The sequence below is a fragment of the Schaalia sp. JY-X169 genome, assembly GCF_014069575.1.
Lineage (GTDB): Bacteria > Actinomycetota > Actinomycetes > Actinomycetales > Actinomycetaceae > Scrofimicrobium.
The window spans coordinates 1,445,091-1,464,438 of sequence record NZ_CP059675.1; the positions used below are offsets into that span (position 1 = coordinate 1,445,091).

Annotated in this window: 15 protein-coding genes and 1 pseudogene; 7 read left to right on the plus strand and 9 right to left on the minus strand. The window is 60.3% G+C overall.

Going from position 1 to position 19,348, the window contains the following annotated elements; all coding sequences use genetic code 11:
• The first annotated feature begins 58 nt into the window (after positions 1-58).
• Positions 59-1,242 (plus strand): IS3 family transposase gene (locus H2O65_RS06390; protein WP_182140936.1). Its coding sequence is split into 2 segments (ribosomal slippage): positions 59-320 and positions 320-1,242, totalling 1,185 coding nucleotides; the frame shifts between segments, so codons are not numbered across the junction.
• 323 nt (positions 1,243-1,565) lie between these two features.
• Here H2O65_RS06390 and H2O65_RS06395 read toward each other — a convergent pair.
• Together H2O65_RS06395 and H2O65_RS06400 are read right to left on the minus strand one after the other, a co-directional pair.
• A complete protein-coding gene (locus tag H2O65_RS06395) occupies positions 1,566-2,291 on the minus strand; it encodes a sulfite exporter TauE/SafE family protein (protein ID WP_182140937.1) in 726 nt (241 codons plus the stop codon).
• A gap of 53 nt (positions 2,292-2,344) precedes the next feature.
• On the minus strand, positions 2,345-3,214 hold the full coding sequence (locus tag H2O65_RS06400) for a VOC family protein (protein ID WP_182140938.1): 870 nt from the start codon (positions 3,212-3,214) through the stop codon (positions 2,345-2,347).
• 125 nt (positions 3,215-3,339) lie between these two features.
• Here H2O65_RS06400 and H2O65_RS06405 point away from each other — a divergent pair, with 125 nt between their 5' ends.
• Entirely contained in the window at positions 3,340-3,987 is a 648-nt protein-coding gene (locus tag H2O65_RS06405; RefSeq protein WP_182140939.1) for a TMEM175 family protein, read from the plus strand.
• Here H2O65_RS06405 and H2O65_RS10685 read toward each other — a convergent pair.
• Both H2O65_RS10685 and H2O65_RS06415 read right to left on the minus strand, forming a co-directional pair.
• Entirely contained in the window at positions 3,931-4,230 is a 300-nt protein-coding gene (locus H2O65_RS10685) for an NAD-dependent epimerase/dehydratase family protein (protein ID WP_182140940.1), read from the minus strand. The genes H2O65_RS06405 and H2O65_RS10685 overlap by 57 nt on opposite strands.
• A gap of 64 nt (positions 4,231-4,294) precedes the next feature.
• Positions 4,295-4,606, minus strand: a pseudogene (locus H2O65_RS06415) (transcriptional regulator); the annotation flags it as partial.
• A 325-nt stretch (positions 4,607-4,931) separates the two neighbouring features.
• Between H2O65_RS06415 and H2O65_RS06420 the strand changes: the two are divergent.
• The gene (locus tag H2O65_RS06420; RefSeq protein WP_182140941.1) at positions 4,932-5,705 is read left to right on the plus strand and encodes a cytochrome b5-like heme/steroid binding domain-containing protein; all 774 of its coding nucleotides are present in this window, start codon (positions 4,932-4,934) and stop codon (positions 5,703-5,705) included.
• On the opposite strand, the gene H2O65_RS06425 is transcribed toward H2O65_RS06420, so the two are convergent.
• Genes H2O65_RS06425 through H2O65_RS06435 form a run of 3 tightly spaced genes read right to left on the minus strand, consistent with a single transcriptional unit; the run spans position 5,683 to position 9,846 of the window.
• Complete coding sequence (locus H2O65_RS06425; RefSeq protein ID WP_182140942.1) at positions 5,683-7,851, minus strand: transglutaminase domain-containing protein; 2,169 nt, start codon at positions 7,849-7,851, stop codon at positions 5,683-5,685. The two genes, H2O65_RS06420 and H2O65_RS06425, sit on opposite strands and share 23 nt — an antisense overlap.
• Positions 7,844-8,842, minus strand: a complete 999-nt coding sequence (locus H2O65_RS06430; protein WP_182140943.1) for a DUF58 domain-containing protein — start codon at positions 8,840-8,842, stop codon at positions 7,844-7,846. The genes H2O65_RS06425 and H2O65_RS06430 overlap by 8 nt, the downstream gene beginning before the upstream one ends.
• Positions 8,843-8,883: 41 nt before the next feature.
• Positions 8,884-9,846, minus strand: a complete 963-nt coding sequence (locus H2O65_RS06435) for a MoxR family ATPase (RefSeq protein WP_259349470.1) — start codon at positions 9,844-9,846, stop codon at positions 8,884-8,886.
• Between the two features lie 123 nt (positions 9,847-9,969).
• Between H2O65_RS06435 and H2O65_RS06440 the strand changes: the two genes are divergently transcribed.
• From H2O65_RS06440 to H2O65_RS06450, 3 genes are all read left to right on the plus strand, one after another.
• Positions 9,970-11,421: a glycoside hydrolase family 32 protein gene (locus H2O65_RS06440; protein ID WP_182140944.1), complete on the plus strand. Its 1,452-nt coding sequence runs from the start codon at positions 9,970-9,972 to the stop codon at positions 11,419-11,421.
• 101 nt (positions 11,422-11,522) lie between these two features.
• Complete coding sequence (locus tag H2O65_RS06445) at positions 11,523-13,556, plus strand: sucrose-specific PTS transporter subunit IIBC (RefSeq protein WP_182140945.1); 2,034 nt, start codon at positions 11,523-11,525, stop codon at positions 13,554-13,556.
• A 76-nt stretch (positions 13,557-13,632) separates the two neighbouring features.
• A complete protein-coding gene (locus H2O65_RS06450) occupies positions 13,633-15,093 on the plus strand; it encodes a M81 family metallopeptidase (RefSeq protein WP_182140946.1) in 1,461 nt (486 codons plus the stop codon).
• Here the strand turns inward: H2O65_RS06450 and H2O65_RS06455 are convergent.
• A complete protein-coding gene (locus H2O65_RS06455) occupies positions 15,077-16,132 on the minus strand; it encodes a LacI family DNA-binding transcriptional regulator (protein WP_182140947.1) in 1,056 nt (351 codons plus the stop codon). The genes H2O65_RS06450 and H2O65_RS06455 overlap by 17 nt on opposite strands.
• Positions 16,133-16,219: 87 nt before the next feature.
• Here H2O65_RS06455 and H2O65_RS06460 point away from each other — a divergent pair, with 87 nt between their 5' ends.
• Complete coding sequence (locus tag H2O65_RS06460; protein ID WP_182140948.1) at positions 16,220-17,332, plus strand: serine hydrolase domain-containing protein; 1,113 nt, start codon at positions 16,220-16,222, stop codon at positions 17,330-17,332.
• Here the strand turns inward: H2O65_RS06460 and H2O65_RS06465 are convergent.
• Complete coding sequence (locus tag H2O65_RS06465; protein ID WP_220458720.1) at positions 17,307-19,346, minus strand: copper-translocating P-type ATPase; 2,040 nt, start codon at positions 19,344-19,346, stop codon at positions 17,307-17,309. The genes H2O65_RS06460 and H2O65_RS06465 overlap by 26 nt on opposite strands.
• Positions 19,347-19,348: the final 2 nt, after the last annotated feature.

The window sequence follows — 19,348 nt, forward strand, 5'->3', positions numbered from 1 at the left end:
GATTTCGGATAGTGGGCCCTCTTAGACTGGGGGCCTTACTGAAAGAGAGATCCGTAGGATGACTGCATCACGAAGGCGATTTAGCCAGGAGTTCAAGGACGAGTTGTGTCAGGAGGTGATTTCTACCTCGAGGCCGATTAGGGATGTCGCTGAGGCCTATGGGGTTGGCGCTGAGACTTTGCGCAGGTGGCTGATCAAATATCGTGAGGAACACGGCGGTAGTAACGAAGAGCTCACCTTGTCGGAGCGGGCTCGTTTGAAGGAGCTCGAGCGTGAGAATCAGGAGTTGCGGGCTGAGACGGCATTCCTAAAAAAAGCCAGCGCTTACTTCGCCAGGGAGCAGCGGTAGTGAGCAAATATGAATACATCGACTCCCAAAGAAATGATGCGTCGAACACGAACCCGGTAGTAAAGATGTGCTTGTGGTTGGAGGTGTCAACGTCGGGGTTTTATAACTGGTTGTCGCGCCCGCAGTCGGCAACCGCAGCCCGCCGAGCGGACCTAGCGGTATGGATCCGTTCTTTCTTCGAGAAGTCGGATGGCACCTATGGGTATCGGCGTATCCATGCCGATCTGGCCTGTGAGGGTATCGAGTGTTCCCCGGAGTTGGTGCGCCAGATCATGCGACAAGAGGCATTGATACCGTGTCAGCCACGCCCATTTCGAATCACCACGCAAGCCGATGAAGACGCTGCAGCCAAGATGCCAGACCTAGTGAAACGGGACTTCACCGCGCAGTGTCCGGGCGTGAAGTTCGTTGGCGACATTACCTACATTCATACCTGGCAAGGCTTCATCTACCTGGCTACCGTGATTGATTGCTATTCCAAGAAAGTCGTGGGCTGGTCCATCGCTGATCACATGCGTACCGAACTAGTTGAAGACGCGTTAAAGAACGCTGCAGCCACCACCTGGATCGAACCAGACGCGATCTTCCACTCTGATAGAGGAAGCGTTTATACCTCCGCTGCTTACCGGACTCTGGTCAACCGCTTAGGGATGCGTTCCTCGATGGGTAGGACCGGGGTGTGCTGGGACAATTCATTGGCGGAATCGTTCTTCTCAGCCCTAAAGAACGAACGTGTCTACCGCACGATTTACGCCACCAAGAAGCAAGCCAGACGCGATATCATCGCCTACATTGAAGGCTTCTACAACAGCCGACGACGCCACTCCGCACTCAATTATCAATACCCCAACGACGTCCACTACAGTTACCAACAGTCAACACTGGCAGCATAAGAAAACCCATCAAACCGCTGTCCGAAATCCACACAGCTGCCCACACGGCGCAGCCCCCGACGAAACAGGTCCGCCACCAAACCAAACCAGCCCGCCACCAAATAGACACAGTAGGGAGCCAGGCCAACAAGGCGCGCCACCAGGCAGCCAAAATGGGGCGCCACCAACACTGTGGGACCACGCCGCCTAACAAAACGCCGCCACACCGGCGGGCGTGCACTGCTGATTTGTGCGAACGGGAGGCTGGGGGGCTCGCAAACTTCAGCGCAGCGTCCTAATCCTCCAGCCGCACCGCCTCGCATTCCACCAGCGGCGCCGGCTCGTCAGGCCGCGAGCTGTCCTATCCCCGAGCCCAGGACCGTGAACCCGCCGAGCGTCGCGAGCGCCAAGATAGCCAGGCGCGCGTACTCCGCCGGAACATGCTTCGCTGATAGCATGCCCGCCACCGTGCCCACCAGCGCCGCTCCAGCCGCCGCAATCACCACTTCCGGCTCCCAGTGCGAGACACCCAGCGACGCGACCGTGCCGACACCCACCATGAAGAAGACAACCTGTAGCGTCCCCCGCGTCGCCGTGGCATCCCACCCCGAATTGACCGCATAGATCGCCGCCGGAGGCCCGCCGGTGCCAGAGAGCATGTTCAACAAAGAAGTCAGTGAGCCCGCAAGCACAGCTCCCCTCTTCCCGACCAGCTTCGTCGATGAGAAGCCGAAGTAGAGCAATGCAACGGACACCAAAATGAGAACTCCGCACACCACCATCAAGACCGATTGATCCAATGCGCGCAAGCCTATTGCCAGTGGAGGAGACAACACCAGTGCCGTCCCACCCATAATGAGCGCTCTCGACCAGTGGATTCCCGCGCGGTTCTGCCACCCCACCGCCAACATCATGGGTACAGAGATCAACGTCAGCAGCATGATTGATGGCTCCCGGCCAAGCACAGAAACCAAGATGCCGCCAGCAATGAGTCCCAGGCCCGTACCAGCGACAGCCTGAGCAAAACAACCCACTAGGACAGCTACGGCAATAGCAATGATCGACAACATTCCTCCCGAACCAGCCTATCGCGAGGAGACCGAACGATTAATCCGCGACCAAGTCACCGCCCCAGAAGCTCATTGATGTCAATCTTCTTCATCTCCAAGAGACGCTGGTACGCGCCAGCAGCAGCCATCATGTCATCAATCCGCTCGGGCACGATCTGCCAACTCAACCCGAACTGATCTACACACCACCCGCAAGCCTCGGCTTCAGGGACCTTGCTCAGACCATCCCAGTAATAGTCAATCTCAGCCTGATCCACGCACTCCACCATCAGTGAGACCCCCGGCGAGAATGACCACTGCGGGTCGTTTCCATCCATGGCAATGAACCACTGATACAACAAGACGAACTCCGCGTACATGAGCTGACCCGCCAGGCTGCCGGCGTCATCCGGGTAGGGCTCAGTCAGTGCCCGCTTGCCGCGGAACAGTGAGGTATAGAAGTTGACCGCTTCGTCAGCATGCCCCTGCTGGGGCCCGCAGAAGAGTATGTTGGGCATGATCCGAGGACGATCCTGGTCCGACGTGATCAACTGCCACGACACCCCGTACTTGTCTTCAACCCACGCATACTGCGGACTGAATGGGTAGCTGTCGAGTGGCATAAGTTCCTTACCGCCCTCGACCAAGTTGGCGTGCAAGTTGCGCAGCTGGTGTGCCTCGCCGGGTTCAAAGCGCACGAAAAATGACACTGTTGGGTTGGGGCGGAACTCCTCGCCGGCGTTGATAGCGATGAAACGAAAACCGGCAATCTCAAACTCAATCGTTAGAATCTCGCCTGCGAAAGGAACCTGGAAGTCTAGGAGCCCCTCGGTTGGATAGTGTTCGGTCGCAAGGACCTTGAAGTCAGGGAAAGCCCGCCCGTAGAAGCCAACCGCTTCTTCAGCATTTGCCGTGAACCACAGGTTGGGAACGATCCGCTGCATGGATTCCTCCGGTCTATCGCGCGGGCACAGTACACACAGCCAATTGTCCACCAGCCCATGCGGTCCGTGAAGGATGACCACCCGGTGTCCAACCCGGGGAAAGTCGACGGCAGTAGACTCTGGACATGACACCAGAATCGATCGCCGAAGCCAAGATAGGCTATGGCGTCGAGCGTCCCAAAGCATTCATTGATGCGGTAGTCGCCATCGCACTTACCTTGCTGATCCTGCCGCTCATGGACAGTTTGGGAGACGCAGCACGCAGCGGCGACGACACGCTCACATGGCTCGTGGGCCAGCGTGGGCAAATCACCAGCTTTCTGATCAGTTTCGTGTTGATCATGATGTTTTGGATGATCAACCTGAGGTTGTTCTCGGTTGTAGAACGGGTCACCGAACCACTCCTGTGGCTGCTCGCAGGCTGGGTACTGACCATAGTTTGGCTCCCGATCGCAACCGCGATTGCGGGGCGAATGGCAGATGACGACATTCTCGCGAGAGTCCTCTACATCGGAAGTCTGATCCTGACTTCTCTCATGTCACTGGCAGTGCGGCTCTACGTCCGCAATCATCCGCACCTGCGTACCGGCGGGGACCAGGAAGTCACTAATGGTGCCGCGATTGACATCTCTCTGGTCTTTCTTTTTACAGTCGCACTTGTGTTAGCAGTGGTTTTCCCTGTCGTTGGCTACTACTCGCTATTCGTCATGCTCCTGTCAGACCCGGTTCAAAGGATCGTTCGCCGATTGATGCCCCCACAAAGGACCGCATAGCGTTGGCTCTAGGCTTGCCGACGCACCAGCTAAAACCCGTGCAGGTTCGTCAGTAAGCGGCGGAGTGTCTGGGTCGAGAACGTCCTTTACCGCGGTGGGATCAGTGACGTCGGTGCTTTGAGGGAATCCAGCACTGGATCCCGCGCGGACCATGACCCTAACGGCTGCCCCTCGTTGAACCAGCTCATCAACCACAAGTCGTCCGATGCTGCCGGAAGCGCCAATGACAAGTACGGAGTTCACGTCTGGATGCGGATTATGCTCTGAACGCTTTATGGGTCCGGCCCAGGAACTGCTAGTCCACCCATCAGCGGTGCATGCCAACAGCTGCCTCGACCTCTGGGTTAGCGGGGAGGTTCATGACCTGGTAAGAGAACTCCATCTCCCCTACTTCTGGATGATTCACCCATTTCAGGCCCGCTCGGTGGTGCCTCACATCGTGTTGATCCCAGCGGACCCTGAAGTCTTCACTGCGTTCAACGAGCTCCTCTATGAGGGCTGCCAGCACCTCATCGTCGGGGTTCTGCCCCAAATAGTTTCGAAGCGTGGCGGCTATTGCATCGGCGTTCTCTTCCCAGTCTGGGAAGAAGCCTCTGGATGCAGGGTTGAGGAAAGTGAACCGTGCAGTGTTCTATTTGTTGTCAGGGTCACCAAGCAGAGGTGCATAGAGAGCACGTCCAAGGGAGTTTGCCGCCACAAAGTCGGCGGGTTCTAGGGGTCAGTGCAACAGGATTTATTCAACCACTTCGGCGGGAACGCAGGAAATCTCCAACTTCGGCTTTCAGCTCCATGCCCCCACGCTACTCGAATCACGGCGTGCCTGACCTTTACCTGGATTTTGCGGTGTCCGCCCAGAGGGGCGCCAGCGGTGAGAATCTGTTGACGTGCCAACGGGTTCCGCGTAGCTTCAAATCATTCAACCACGTCGGAAAGGCACATAAATCATGGGCGGATTGCCACTACACCCCCTGGTCGTTCACGCGCCCGTTGTTCTGATTCCACTGTCTGCCCTTGCCCTTGTGCTACTGATCTTCGTTCGCAAGTGGCGCCCCCACTACGCGTGGCTGGCCGTGGCGGGATTGGTCGTCGGCACCCTTGGTGCTGTCGCAGCAGTCCTGACCGGAAATGCCTTCGCAGAAACCATTGGCCTACCTGCCCGCCACGCAACCCTGGGAACGATTCTGGTGTGGACAGCCGCTGCGCTCAGTGTCTCCGCGATCGTCTGGTGGCTTCTGCAACATCAAGAGCGCGACAATGAGCAGGAGTCCCGCATCGTCTGGGCGTCCTCAATCGTCACCGTGGTCCTAGTTGTGGCAACCCTGATCTTCACCGTGCTGACCGGACACAGCGGGGCGGAAGCAGCGTGGGGCGGCACGACTTCGCAATCAGAGAGCACAGCCGTCGAGGACGAGCAAGCAACCGTCGAGGACGCGCCAGCGGGTTCCGAGTCTTCATCTGACCCGCAGTCAGCCTCCGACACGACGGGAACGTTCACCGCAGCGCAGGTTGCGCAGAACTCAGACGCCACTTCGTGCTGGGCCTCCGTCGACGGATCCGTTTACGACCTCACCGAGTGGATTTCAGAACACCCCGGCGGATCTCGAGAAATCGAAGCGCTGTGCGGCACCGACGCCACCGCAGCATTCCAGCGCCAGCACGGCAGCAACGCCGAAGCACAGCGTGAACTGGCAGGCTTCAAGATCGGCGAGTTGGGGTAGGCCTGTCCCACAGCGACCTCGGCCAAACAACCGCAAGGAAGCGTTGTGAGCGCGACGCATGGGCGCGTAGTTCCGCAACGCAGGCGTCGAGGGCGGATTGCAGTGCTGAGCTAGGGATAGGGGACGCAGGCGTTCCGTAGCGTTCAGCATTGGCTGCATCGGCTAGGTACTGCGCGCTCCCGGCGCTCAAAATGCCCCTCTCACCCAGGTCCTCCACCAGGGCATCGGTGGTCTGGGCTCGGAGTGCGCCCATGAGACCCAAGTCAATCGCCGTGTCCTCGAACTCTGCCCAAGCCATTTGGGCGGACACACCCCGCAACCGATGAACTCTCTTGATCCAGCGAGTTGTTGCTGGAGTGAGTACTACCAGGGCAATGAGGGCGACTAGAAGCCACACCAGTCCCGCCAGGCTCTCTCCCTCAACGACACCCTCGGAACTCTCCACTGGGTTGGCCGCATCGTCGGCGGTGACGTCCTCCTCCGGGATCTCTTCCCGCTGAGGATTGGCCGCGTCTGGAGTCTCCGGTGCTTCTTCTTCGACCTCAGGTTCTACGGGCACGTCGTCGCCCGTTTCAGCGCGCACCCCGGCGCCACCTGGAGTTGGCTCAAAAGCGACCCAGCCGAAGCCGTCCTGGTAGATCTCCGGCCACGCGTGCAACTCGTTGTTACGCACCGAGGTCTGCGAACCGGGTTCAGACCCGCTGACGTATCCGACTGCAACCCGCGTTGGAATCCCAACACTGCGGGCCATAACTGCAAATGTGGAGGCAAAATGGACGCAGAAGCCACTCCTGGTCTCAAGAAAAGCCTCCATCACCGAGAACGGGTTGTCAGTTCCTGGCGAGTAAGGGGCTGATTCGTCATAGGTGAAGTCGCCGGAACGGAACCAGCCCTCAAGAGCGGAGGCAGCCTGGAGGGGGTCTTCACTTCCCTGCGTTACTTCCTGCGCCGCGGCTCGAATCGCCTGGGGAACGTCCTCGGGCAATTCCAGGTACTGCTCAGCTCCGCCCTGCGCGACCTCGCCGGTCGGTTGTACGGGTTCCGCTAGCGCCATGTAGCGGTTGCCACCGCGGGTGACTGCCACGTCCGAATGCGCGGTGTTCGACTCTTCGCGCCAAATCCACTCCTGCGGGTTAAACCCACCCCCACCACCGGTAACTTGCTGAGAAGACGAGTCAGGCAGGGGCAGCCAGGAGCTCACTAACCCCACGATCTCCACTTCAACTACCGCCTGTAGTTGCTCTGGGACGGGCGAGGGCGGCTGCTCCACCGCGCTCCGGCGCGTCTCTACGTCGAGGTCGCCTTCGGCCGCCTCCTCTTGGGGATACCACCTCCCGGTCGAGGAAAACTCGGCAAGAGTCGCCAGCTTGAAGCGCGTCGGGCCACCGGCGGTGTTTGTGTAGGTGAATGCCACGGTGGGACTGGGTTGCCGCAGATCCTCGGCGAGGGCGATCGTGACGTCGACACCCGAACCGCTCACGGGGCCCAGCATCAGCGACTCGTTCCAGACGCGGTCACGCGGAATCGGTGCAACGGCTACCACTGCGGCGGCGATCCCTAAGGCTGCCGCTGCGCCAACCAGGCCCGCCAGATTGAGTCGCGACGCCCCGAGCCACACCAACACCACGAGGGCGAGACCCGCCAGCAGCAGGGTTTCCCCGCCCACCGACACTCCTGTCACGGCGTACGGCACCAGAAGAAGAAGTGATGTTGCAATCCCTGCGATTGCTGGCGCTCCCACAAAGATCAGAGCCACAATCACCGAGGCGAGGAACGTAAACACTAGGAGCAGGGCCTCAAGTGGCTGCGAGGCCACCATGGGAGCCACGCCCTCGATGATGTCGACGCGCGCCATCGCGAACAGGGACGCCGGGTCGGTGAGCCATGTGCCTGCGCGGTACACCACCACTCCGAGCCCCGCCATGGCTCCGCCGAGGGCAGCCGCCGTGTACCAGGAAAGCGTTTTGAGGAGACCCGTAACAATGGTGGTCGTGGCGGCCACGGCGAAAGCACTATGCAACCATGGCCCAGGCTCCATCAGCGCCGTCATGGACGTCAACACTAGGTACCACAGGGCCGTAAGCACCGCGGTGGAAGCCAGCACAACCAGGGCAGAAGTACCGTTCCGAGGTTCTGCTTCAGTCACTGGCGCCGCCTTCAACCACCACAAGCTCCCACCCCGCCGGCACCGTCACATGGCCAACAGCGACGACAGTACCGCCCGGTCGTGAGGCAAGAGAGTCCGGCGGGTGGACCCCGGTCACAACGACCCCCCTGTCGAGAGATGGGGTGGCGTCCCCACTCGGTTGTACGAGGGCGAGCGCCACGAGGAGGGATTCTTCTTCCGTGAACAATTGGGGAGTTGAACTACCGACCGTCAGTCTCACCTGTACCCCGCACCGCAGCCACTCGCAGCCAATGGTCGCGGCGGCCCGCACGGCAGTTTCAAAATCTTCGCTACTTGCGTATGCGGCTGCGTCAGTGACAAGGTGCAGATTCTCAGTCTGAACGGCATCGTCCTCATGTAGGTTCACCAGCAGAGACCCCTGCCGTGCACTCTGTTTCCAGTGGACCTGCCGCTGCGGGTCACCTGCCTGGTAGTCGCGCACCGCACCTCCGGGGACGCCCATACCATTCAAATTAGCCTGGTTGTCCTCGGAGCCACTGCCCCACGCCACCTCCTTCAGTCCACCTAACTCCGCCGGCAGCACCAACAGTTCCTCTGACTCACGAACGCGCAGTCTGCGCACGGCGATGCCAAGTGGTTCCCTGAACTCTAGGGAAGATACCACCATGCGGACTGGGCCGCGGTTTCTCGGCACCCAGCGCACGGTGGCGGTTGTCGATTTGCCGCGGCGGGTCTTGATAGGTATGGACTCGGCGCTGCCTACGAGATGCGCCGTCACAGTGACCACCCCACCAACCGCCACACGCAGGTGAATGCCAACTGCTATGTCCTCATCAACTGTGGGAAGACGACTCGAAACTGACAGGTGCAGACGAGGGCGGGCAACTAGTGGCAGTGCCACGGCTGATCCCAACCCGACAAAGACGAGTGCTGCCAGGAATGCCACCAGATACCAGGTGTCACGCAGCTGCACAAAATGGGCGCCGCAACCAAGAGCGGCCGCGCTCATCAGAAACGCCCAACCGCGCGCTGTGAGGTTGAGCGGGGCCCTCATCGCGTGGGTGTCCCTGCCACGACCTCGGCCACAATCGCCGACGCTGCATTGTGGGCCTCACTCACGGACCCGAAACGACCCGCAACTGTTAGGCGGTGCGTGAGTACGCTTCCCGCCAGAACGGCGATGTCGTCGGGGGCAACGAATGCGCGTCCGCGGATTGCGGCCCGTGCCCGAGCCATCTTCGCTAGGTGCAGGCTTGCGCGCGGACTGCCGCCGAGGACGAGTCCGGAATGCGACCTCGTCCCCCCAACAATCTGCACTAGGTAGCGGGCTGCCTCATCAGACAGGGCGACCCGCGCGACGGCGTGCTGCGCGGCAACCACGTCATCGACGGTGGCAACAGCTGTGACGCCGTCGAGCGGATCGCGACCGCCGCGGTCTGCCAGCATGGCAATCTCCGAACGTACATCGGGGTACCCCAGGGAAACACGGGTCATGAAGCGATCCCTCTGCGCCTCGGGAAGGGCGAACGTTCCCTCCATATCTTGGGGATTCTGCGTAGCGGCAACGGTGAACGGGGCTGGTAGGCGATATGTCTGACCGTCGACTGTCACTGACCCCTCACCCATCGCCTCAAGAAGTGCTGACTGCGTCTTGGGGGTGGCACGGTTGATTTCATCCGCGATGACCACGTTTGTAAACACCGGTCCGGGGTGGAAATGGAACCGCTGGTCACCGGGATCGTAAATGGAAAGACCCGTCACGTCGGTGGGGAGCATATCGGAGGTGAACTGGACGCGCCGCATTCCGGCATCCAGGGACTTTGCCAACGCGGCGGCCAGCGTCGTCTTGCCGACGCCGGGAACATCCTCGATCAACAGGTGTCCACCTGCAAACAGTGTGGTGATGGCCGCTTCTATTGGACCCGATTGACCGCTAAGGACACGGCCCATCGATCGGGCAAGTCGCCTTGCGATGTCGCCTACATAGTCGAGGTCATTGGTTTGTTGTGCCAAAGTGGGTTCCTCCTAGCAAAAGGGTAACGGTGCTCCGGGGCTTGTGACAGGGAGTGTCAGTACCCCTTGACTCTCTGCTAAACCTTTGACACACTGTGGCTTGTGATCTCCTACACAGACTTTATGGCTCAAACCAAGCGCGCAATTGCGGACTCCAACGCCGCATCCGACCCCAACTATCCACGGTTCCACGTGGCTCCCCCGGTGGGACGCCTCAACGACCCCAACGGCCTCATCGTCGACAATGGCGTCTACCACGTCTTCTACCAGTTCGGCCCATTTTTCCCCACCGGCAAGTTGATTGCCTGGGGCCACGCAACGTCCTCGGACCTGGTCAACTGGACTCAACACGACCCGGCCATCACGCCCACGGACTGGTTCGACCGAAGCGGGGTCTACTCCGGCGGAGCTATTCAACGCGGTGACGTCACGTGGCTGCACTACACGGGCAACGTCAAGACGGACGAGGGCGTTCGGGAGGCATACCAGTGTGCAGTCACCACTCGCGATTTCAAGACTTTTGAGAAACTTGCGGCAAACCCGCTCATCTCAGGACCTCCCCCCGGATACACAGCCCATATCCGCGACCCCTTCGTCGTGCCAGCCGGCGATGGCTACGTGATGTACCTGGGCGCACAGAGGGAAGATCTCAGCGGGGCAATTCTGGTTTACACCTCCGACGACCTAGAGAACTGGGAGCTGTCGGGGGAACTCGAAGTTGAAGGGGAAGGCTACGAGCACTTCGGCTATATGTGGGAATGCCCCAACGTCCTGCAGTTGGCGGACGAAGCAACCGGCGAAAAGTTTGACGTCCTGCTGTTTTCGCCTCAGGGAATCGATGCCGAAGACCACCAGTTCCGCAACATCTTTGCCTGCGGGTATGTGGTCGGACATCTTGAGGGGCGCCACTTTACGCCGACCTCAGACTTCATTGAGCTGGATAGCGGGTTCGAGTTCTATGCACCGCAGGTCTTCACCTTCGGACCGGACGAGGACGCGACAACTCCCCTCCTGGTGGGGTGGGTCGGGAACGCCTCCGAAGACAACCAGCCCTCGCTGCGCGACTATGGCTGGGTCCACATGCTGACCACCGCGCGGGACCTGACGCTTCGGGATGGGCGAATCTACCAGTCCCCGCGCCTTGAGCGTTTCGTGGAGCCCGATACGCGCGTACAGCTTGCGTCGGGCACGGCGGTCAAGGGTGAGGAGGTCGACTTTGCAGAGTTGGCTGACCAGCGCAGTTTCGTCCTCGACCTAGAGGTTGCGGGCGACGACGCTTGGCACATCATATTGGGAAAGCCAGACGGCGCTCACGTTCGCATTGCGTTTGCCGACGACACGATGATGGTCGACCGCTCCTCCACGCACTACCCGCACGGAGATAGGCGTGAAATCACGATCCCCGCGGCGGGGACCCGCAAAGTCAAGGTCGTTCACGACCGGTCTGTCACGGAAATATTCGTGGGCGACGGCCACACAGCCTTCACGATGCGCAGCTATCTAGACCCCGATGGGTTCCGCGTCCAAATCGGCGGCAAAACCACACTTGTCCGCGCACAAGCGACCATACTGTAGATGTGACGCAGGTCATTCTGTCAATCGATTGACATCTCTGTCATACGATTGACACACTGGTGCTGGGGACAGACCCCGGGCAGTTCAGGGAGGAACAGCATATGGACCATAGTCGAGTCGCTGCGACGGTGTTAGACGCCGTCGGCGGCCCAGAGAATATTTCGGCGGCAGCGCACTGCGCCACACGCCTCCGGCTTGTCCTTGTCGACAACGACAAGATCGATCAGAAGACACTGGATAACGACCCCGACATCAAGGGCACCTTTGCCGCCGGGGGTATGTTTCAGATCATCATCGGCCCCGGCGATGTCAATATCGTTTACAAGAACCTCGCTGACAAAGGTGTCCGGGAAGTCTCCAAAGATGAAGCAAAGGGCGTAGCTGCTGAGAAGCAGAACGTCTTCTCACGTTTCATCAAGACTATCGCCGACATTTTCGTGCCGATGCTTCCCGCGCTGGTAGCCGGCGGCCTCATGATGTCCCTCAACAACATCATGACCGCTCAGGGTCTGTTTGGACCCCAATCGCTGATTGAGCTGTGGCCTTGGCTCACCGACTATGCGGCGCTGATCCAGCTGGTTGCCTCCGCGGCGTTCGCCTCCCTGCCCGTACTGATCGGCTTCTCGGCCGTCAAACGTTTTGGTGGCAACCCCTACCTCGGCGCCGCGATGGGCGCCGCCATGGTTTCTTCCGAACTGATCAACGCCTACGCCCAGGTCGATGTGGCCGCTGCTGGAGGCATGGAGGCCTGGCAACTGTTCGGGCTCACCGTCACCAAGGTCGGCTACCAGGGGCAAGTCATCCCAATGATTGCTGTTGCCTGGCTGCTGGCAACCATTGAGAAGTGGTTGCACAAGCGTCTCAAGGGCACCACCGACTTCCTGGTTACCCCGCTGGTTACAATGATCGTCACCGGGTTCCTTGCCTTCGTCATTGTTGGTCCGTTCATGCGCATCGTTGCTAACGGTCTTACCGAGGGTCTCCTGTGGTTGTACACAAACGGCGGTCCAGTTGGCGGCTTCGTCTTCGGGTTGGTTTACTCCCCGATCGTTATCACCGGTCTGCACCAGTCCTTCCCTGCCATCGAGTTGCCGCTCATCGCTGATGTTGCTTCAACGGGCGGCTCGTTCGTTCTGCCGATTGCCTCCATGGCCAACTCCGCTCAGGCAGCCGCTGCACTAGCGATCTTCCTCCTGGTGAAGAATCAGAAGATCAAGGGTCTGGCAGGCGCGGCCTCGGCCTCGGCCTTCTTCGGGATCACCGAGCCAGCCATCTTCGGTGTCAACCTTCGAATCCGCTGGGCCTTCTTCTGCGGCATGATCGGTTCCGCCTTTGGTTCCGCCCTGGTAAGCCTCTTCGACCTGCGCTCGATGTCGCTGGGTTCTGCCGGTATCCTCGGCTTCGTCGCCATGGTGCCAAAAGACATCCCGCTCTTCTTCGTCGCCCAGGCAGTTTCCATCGGTCTGGCATTTGGGTTGGCGATGTTCTGGGGCAAGACCCGAGGCAAGGCCGACCTGGTCGAGGGCGTCCAAGAAGCAGCAGAAGACTTCGACAAGATCGACGAGGCCGCGGCGGTTAGTGCTCTCATTCAAGGTAACGATATGCCGGTTGGTTACGACGCCACAGATGCAGCAGCAGTTGCAACTGCGGTCCTCGAGCGCACTGAGGTTGAGGCCGTCGGAACTGTCGCCTCCCCTCTTCACGGCATCGCAATGCCACTGGATCAGGTGCCGGATCCCGGCTTCGCCAGCGGCGCAGTTGGCAAGGGCATTGGGATCTACCCAATCGAAGGAATCGTCAGAGCCCCGAGTTCCGGCAAGGTTGTCATGACATTCCCAACCGGACACGCAGTCGGCCTGAAGCTCGACAACGGCGCCGAACTGCTGGTCCACATCGGTATCGACACCGTCAACATGAAGGGCGAAGGTTTCACAGTCCACGTGGAGCGCGGCGCTCAGGTCAAAGCCGGAGACCCCTTGGTTTCTTTTGACCGCGACGCGATCGAAGCCGCCGGATACTCCCCGATCACCCCGGTCCTGGTCACCAACCACAAGAAATTTGCTGACGTCGAGGGCGCGGTAGTCGGCCCTGTTGACTTCGGCCAACAACTTCTAGTCCTTGAGGACGAGGCCTAGTTAAGAATCCTTCGGCCCGGCCTGCACAGATCCCCTGCAGGCCGGGCCGAAAGCTTTGTGACGGTAACCTTGACCGGTGACTAAACCACGTATCGCCATCTGCGGCATCCACATCGAATCTTCCACCTTCACGCCCTACGTCTCCACAGAAGCCGACTTCCAAGTCACTCGTGGGAGGAAGCTGCTTGCGCGCTACGCATGGATGGATCAGTCCTGGGCCCGCCAAGTTGAGTGGCTGCCTGTCCTGCACGCGCGGGCCCTGCCGGGTGGTGTGGTCGAACGGACAGCGTACGAATCCTGGAAAACTGAGATTGCGGCGGGCCTTGCGGGCTTGGCTCCCCTTGACGGCATCTTTTTCGACATCCACGGCGCAATGAGCGTGGAAGGGATGGACGACGCAGAAGGTGACTTGATCCAAGCAATCCGCGACGCGGTTGGAGAGGAGCCGATAGTCTCAGCCTCAATGGACCTGCACGGCAACGTCTCCATGGATCTCTTTGAGGGCTGTGACCTGCTGACCTGCTACCGCATGGCACCGCACGAGGACGCCCTGGAGTCACGCGAGCGAGCAGCGCGCAACCTGGTAGAGCGCATCATCTCTGGCAGTGGCAAACCCGCGAAGGCCCTGGTGCATGTCCCTGTTCTGCTGCCCGGAGAGAAAACCTCAACCCGCATTGAACCCGCCAAGGGCCTCTATGCAATGATCCCGCCGATCGAGGCCCGCCCCGGCATCCTTGATGTGGCGATCTGGATCGGCTTTGCTTGGGCCGACCAGCCCCGCTGTAAGGGCGCGGTGGTCGTGACGGGCGACGATTCCGAGGACGTGGCGGCACAGGCAAGCGCCCTCGCACAGGCATTCTGGGATGCTCGGGAGCAGTTCGAGTTTGTGGCGCCCGTTGGGACCGTGCAGGAGTGCCTCGAGGCCGCGCTCACTGGTCCGCGCCCCTACTTTATTTCAGACTCTGGCGACAATCCGGGTGCTGGTGGTGCGGATGATGTTACCGTCGCCCTCGCGGAGCTGCTGAAGTGGCCTCCGGTTATGGAGGGGACGCTGAGTGTCACTCTCGCTTCCATCCTTGACCCTGACGCTGTCACGGCTTGCGCGGTAGCCGGTGTGGGAAACACAGTTAGCACTCCGGTTGGCGGCAACATCGATTCGCGGGATCCGGGACCGGTGGAGGTCACAGGTAACGTGCGGACGATCTTCGACGATCCGCGCGGCGGCCTCACCGCCGTGATCACCACGGGCGGCCTCGACCTCATTGTTACCTCGAAGCGCAACCAGTATGCGGAACTAGACCAGTACCTTGCATTGAGGCTTGATCCGCGTGATGAGGACGTGGTGGTTGTGAAGATCGGCTACCTTGAACCGGACCTCTATGATGCGCAACGAGGCTGGATGATGGCGCTCACTCCCGGTGGCGTGGACCAAGACCTAGAGCGGCTGGGACACGCCAAAATCGATCGGCCCATGTTCCCGTTCGACGCATTCGTGGCTGCCCCGGATCTGCGGCCCGTGGTCAGATTGACCAGATAGAGGGCGGCACCTCAGGAGTAGCAACGCTCGAAGCAAGACTGGTTGATGCACTCTCTACGACGGATACGGGAAGTTCAAAGACGCTGGGCTCCTCATCGTCGCGAGTTCCGCCCTCGGCATCGATCTGAGCGACAAGAAGTTCCACCGCCTTCTGCGCCATGGCATCAATCGGTTGAACAACGGTTGAGAGCCAGGCAGCCGCGGTTCGCACAGCGCTGGTGCCGTCGAAGCCGATAATCTTCAGGTCCTCCGGGACCCGCAGCCCCCGCGAACGCGCCCAGTTCGCCACATTGCAGGCGGTGAGGTCATCAGTGGCGAAGACCCCGTCAAAACTGCCCTGCAGATCCTCAAGACCGGCGTGCAACATGGTGGAATACTCTGGCTCCGGTGTGCCGAACTTTACGGAAACGGCGAGCGGCTCTATGCCTGCGGCCGCCACCGCCTCGCGGTAGCCTGCCTCACGCAGGTTGCTGGGGCCAAGTGAGGATGTCACCAGCAACGGCCTCGAACACCCCCTGGCAATTAGGAGTTCGGTTGCGAGCCTGCCTCCCTGACGATTGTCTGCCCGCACGTTAGGGATGTGTCCGGCAAGGTTGCGGTCAACCATGACGATCGGGAGGCGCGTTGTCTCATACTCGGGAATCAAGGCATTGTGAGCCCCGGTGATCAGTCCGTCAACGCGCCGTCCCTCAAGCTGGCGCAGATAGCCGCGCTCGCGGTCACTTCTACCCATACTGTTGCAGAGCAGGGCACGGTAGCCACGTTCGGCCAAATGGTGTTCGAGGGCGGCCGCCAACTCTCCAAAAAATGGGTGTGCGACAGTTGGGACGATGATGCCAACGATATTTGTCTTGCTCCCCAGCAGTGCCCGAGCGACCTCATTCGGCCGGTAGTTCAGTTCCTTGATTGCGTCCGCAACCTTGTCTTTGGTCTGCTGGCTCAGGTAGCCGCGATTGTTGAGGACCCGAGAGACAGTCGTGGGAGAGACACCCGCAAGCGCCGCGACGTCAGCGAGATTCGGTTCCTGATCTTTACGCATCTCACCGCCCTTTCCCGGTACCTGCATCTTAGACGGCTGTGAGTCCCGCAGGGGCTCCGCCATGCTTGACACGGTAGCCTTTGGTTTATGAACTCCAACGCGCCAATCCTCGAACCGGGATTCGAGGGCGTCCTCGACGTCTTCACCCAACTGCTGAACGACGGTGATGAGGTCGGAGCCAGTCTGAGCGTGTGGCGCGATGGCGTCCCCCTGCTTGAGGTTCACGGTGGATACGCTGGCCTAGGTCGGCCCTGGCAGCCGGACACACTTGCCATGACCTATTCGACTGGCAAGCCGATCGCTGCACTGGCTGCCCTCAAGGCGGTTCGTGATGGTTTGCTCGATTTGGATACGCCGGTGGAGCGATGGTGGCCGACGTTTGCAACGCGCGGCAAAGAATCCACCACATTGCGGCACATACTGAGCCACACCGCTGGTCTACCGACCTTTTCTGAGTATGCTCTCCAGGTAGATCCCACCGACAAGTCTGCACTCATCCAGGATCTCATCGACCAGGAACCACGCTGGCAACCGGGCGCGGTCATTGCAGAGCATGCTGCAACCTACGGTCACCTCATCGACGGCGCCCTTGCAGCGGTGGGAGCCGACGATGTCGCCACCGCAACCGAGGCGTTGGCAGCAGAACTGGGCATCGACCTGCACTTCGGGCTCAATCCCGGTGACCAGGGCCGAATCGCAGATTTAACGATCATTGACGACGGGTTCACTGCCGAGTATTTGGAACGCGACCTCGGAAGTGCTGCCCTCTCCAACCCGGTTGGCGTCCTCGACCCCGCCTTCACAAACACTGCGAAGTGGCGGGCCTGTTCCTTCCCGGCCATTGGGCTCTATACAAACGCCGCCTCACTGGCGCGTTTCTACGATGATCTGGGGCGGACTGACGGGGCGGTGGCCCGCTACCTCGGCCCTGAAATGTACCGGGAGTTCCTCACGGCGCAGGCCACTGGTCACGACCACTTCCTTGACTCACCGGCCTCGTGGTCGCTTGGACTGCGCGTTGACGACGGAGAGTTCGGAATGGGTGGCATCGGCGGCAGTGGAGGTTGGTTCGTCCCCTCACGCAACTACTCCATGGCATACGTGACCCGGGGACTTGGTACGTTCGAACGCGTCGACCTCCTCGGCGAGGCCGTCGAGGACGCCCTCGGAACAACTAAGCGGACTTCAACGCCTTCTTAGTTGAAGACTCAGGGCTCAGATCGACACGACGCAGAAGCTGGGCGTTGAGGGCAACAACCACCGTTGAGGCCGACATTAGTAGCGCGCCAATACTCATGGGCAACACAAAGCCGATTGGCGCCAGGACTCCGGCGGCAAGTGGCACGGAGATCAGGTTGTATCCCCCGGCCCACCAGAGGTTCTGTTTCATCTTGGAATAGGTGGCGTTTGACAGGTCGATGACGGAGAGGACAGAGCGTGGATCTGAGCTGGCGAGGATGACGCCAGCGGTGCCAATGGCCACTTCTGTTCCAGCGCCGATCGCAATACCGACATCCGCCTGGGCGAGCGCCGGTGCGTCGTTGACGCCGTCACCAACCATTGCCACCATGCGCCCTTCGTCTTGCAACTCCTTGACTTTGGCAGCCTTATCTTCGGGTCGGACGCCGGCGAACACGCGGTCTATGCCGAGCTCTTCGGCTACGGTATCGGCAACTGCCTGGGCATCCCCGGTGATGAGGACGACCTCTAGGCCAAGGGTATGCAGTGCTTCCACGGCGTCACGGGACTCTGGGCGTGGTTCGTCCTCGAGACGCAGCGCGCCAATGGCCTTGCCGTCGGAGACTACGTGGAGGATGATGGCGCCCTCATCACCCCATTCCTCGGCGATCTCAAGTTGGTCGAGGCCGCGTTCGTCCAGCAGTTTCGGTCCGCCCACCTCGATAGTCTTACCGTCAACCGTTGCCTTGACCCCAACTGCAGGGGAGGACGCGAAGTCAGCGGCACTGGGAACCGACAGGTCCTGTGCGGCCCCTGTTATTGCGCGGGCCAGCGGGTGCTCACTATCAGCTTCGGCAGCTGCGGCAAGTGCGAGTACCTCGTCCTCATCCATTCCGTTCACAGTGACAATGGCGGTAACTGTGGGTTCACCCTTGGTCAGGGTGCCTGTCTTGTCGAAAAGGACTGTGTCTACCTTGCGCATTGATTCGAGGGCGAGGCGATCCTTGACAAGCACCCCGGCACTAGCCGCGCGTTCGGTGGCGATGGCGACAACCAGCGGGATGGCAAGGCCAAGGGCATGAGGGCAGGCAATGACGAGGACGGTGATTGCCCGTACGACGGCGTCATCCGGGGAGCCGAGTAGCGCCCATACCACAGCGGTAACGACGGCCGCACCCAGTGCGAACCAAAACAGCCACCCGGCTGCCCGGTCTGCAATGCGTTGGGCTCTTGAGGAGGAGTTTTGTGCTTCGGAAACCAGCTTTTGGATCCCAGCCAGTGCGGTGTCGTCACCAATCTTGGTGATCTCAACGCGCAGACCTGAATCGGTCGCGATTGTCCCAGCGACAACACTGTCACCGCTCTCGCGGCGCACCGTTCTCGATTCTCCGGTGATCATTGACTCATCCATTGAGGCGGAACCGTCAACTATCTTGCCGTCGGCGGGGACTGAGGCGCCGGGGCGAACCACCACAACGTCGCCTACTTCCAAGTCAGCGGGAGCAACGGGGACAACGTCATCACCCTCGACTCGTTCAGCCTCATCTGGCAAGAGCGCGGCAAGGCTGTCGAGGGCGGAACTTGTCTGGGCGAGGGAGCGCATCTCAATCCAGTGCCCCAGCAACATGATGACGATCAGTAAGGCTAACTCCCACCAGAAGTCGAGTTGGTGGTCGAGCAGGTGCAGGCTGGCCCCCCAGGAGGCAAGGAATGCCACGGTGATTGCCAGCCCAATCAAGAGCATCATCCCTGGCTTGCGTGACTTGATTTCGTCGATGGCCCCACTCAGGAAAGGCCAGCCACCCCAGAAGTACATGACCGTACCCAGGATCGGCGAAACCCATTTGATCCAGGTCATATCAGGCAGTGTGTAGCCGATCAGGTCCGCAAACATTCCGTTCGCCGCCACCACAGGCACTGCCAGGACAAACATGATCCAGAAGAGGCGCTGGAACTGCTGGGCATGGCCACCATGACCGGCATGAGCATCGTGGTCGCCGTGATGCTCATGAACATGTCTCGAGCTGTCTGTCATCT